At 67.6% G+C, this 1,542-nt stretch carries 1 protein-coding gene; it reads left to right on the forward strand.

Annotation, left to right across the window (positions count from 1 at the left end; translation table 11 throughout):
• The first annotated feature begins 102 nt into the window (after positions 1–102).
• A complete protein-coding gene (locus tag EU800_RS25960) occupies positions 103–1,524 on the forward strand; it encodes an IS1380 family transposase (protein ID WP_129636343.1) in 1,422 nt (473 codons plus the stop codon).
• Positions 1,525–1,542 lie beyond the last annotated feature (18 nt).

Consider the following 1,542-nt stretch of genomic DNA (forward strand, 5'->3'; position numbering starts at 1 on the left):
CCCAGCTTAATCGTCTAAATCTTCGGGGAAATTTGCGTGTGCCTGAAAGCGCTTTAAGATCAGTCTGCTACACATGAACCGTCGGCAGCTTCGGGCACATGCATGGGTGAAACGCTACAACCGGTCTCGCCGCGGTTCAACCGCTCGCTTTCGATCCTGACGCGTGCGGATCGGCTGACCGGCGATCCCGGTGCCATCCTTCTGCGAGAGATCCTCGAGGGCAGCGGTATCGTGGACTGGATGACGGCACGGATGGTCGACCGCCGGCGCCAGGAGGATGTCACCCATGACCTCGCCTCGCTCTTGCGCACGAGCGTGCTGTTGGCTGCTCAGGGGTGGCGCGACCAGGATGATGCAGATGCCCTGCGTCACGATCCGGCTTTGCGACTGGCCAGCAGTTCGTCGGCGGGACTGACGCCACTCGCGGACGGCGCCGGCCTGGCATCGCAGCCGACCTTGTCGCGGTTCACGGCGATGATCGCGGCGCCGGCCAACCTTGCGGTGCTGCGCGAGGCGATCCTCGAGATGGCCGGGTGCGGCATCCGGGCCGAGCGTGGCGGCGAACGCGCCAGGCACCTCACACTGGACGTCGACAGCGCCCCGATCGAAGTCCACGGTCATCAGCCGAAGGCCGAGTGGAACGGCCATTACGCGGCCCGGATCTATCATCCGCTGATCACCTCGATCGCCGAGACTGGCGACATGCTCGACGCCCGTCTCAGGCCGGGCAATGTCGGCACCTCAGATGGCGCGCTCGATGTCATCCTCGATGTCGTGGACCGGGCACAGCAGAGCCTCTGCGAGGTGGCGATGGTGCGCATCGATGCCGGCTTCCCCTCGGCGGCGCTGCTGGCCGGGCTGGAGGCGCGCGGCATCGACTACGTCTCCCGCCTGCGAGCGAATGCCGCGCTCGACCGCATGGCGGCACCGTTCCTGAAGCGTCCGCCCGGGCGCCGGCCGACAGAGCCGCGGATGTGGCTCCATGAACTGCTCTATCAGGCCGACAGCTGGGACAGGCCGCGCCGGGTGATCCTGGTTGTCAAGGAACGCGAGGGCGACCTGCTGCTCGATCGCTTCTTCCTGGTCACCTCGCGCGACTGGACCCGGCAGACGCGGCACGAAGTCCTGGAGCACGACCGGGAACGCGGCAAGGCCGAAGGCCACATGGGTGAGCTGAAAGACGTGCTGGCCCCGGCGCTCTCGTCGACCAACCGGGCGAAGTCGCATTGGCGGGGACGGACGACGACCTCGTCCACACCTGCCGTCAATGCCTTCGCCTGCAACGAGGTCCGCCTGCTGATCTCGTGCCTCGCCTACGAGATCATGCACATCGCCCGCCGCGCGATGACCCGCGCCTCCGGCACCGGCTGGAGCCTGCGCCGGCTGCGCGAGCGCGTCCTGCGAGCCGGAGCCCGGCTCACCGTCTCGGCCCGACGGATGACGCTCGCCCTCTCGACCGCCGCCACTCCGTTCTGGGCCGCGATCTGGCCGCAGATAACCGCTCTTCATTGGGGCGGCCCGTAGCGAGCAGCTATCAGCCTC

The organism is Tropicimonas sp. IMCC6043, from assembly GCF_004146235.1.
Taxonomy (GTDB): domain Bacteria; phylum Pseudomonadota; class Alphaproteobacteria; order Rhodobacterales; family Rhodobacteraceae; genus Tropicimonas.

What these genes read in the sequence shown, in the direction of transcription:
- EU800_RS25960 (WP_129636343.1), top strand. Translation starts at nt 103, where the DNA reads ATGGGTGAAACGCTACAACCGGTCTCGCCGCGGTTCAACCGCTCGCTT.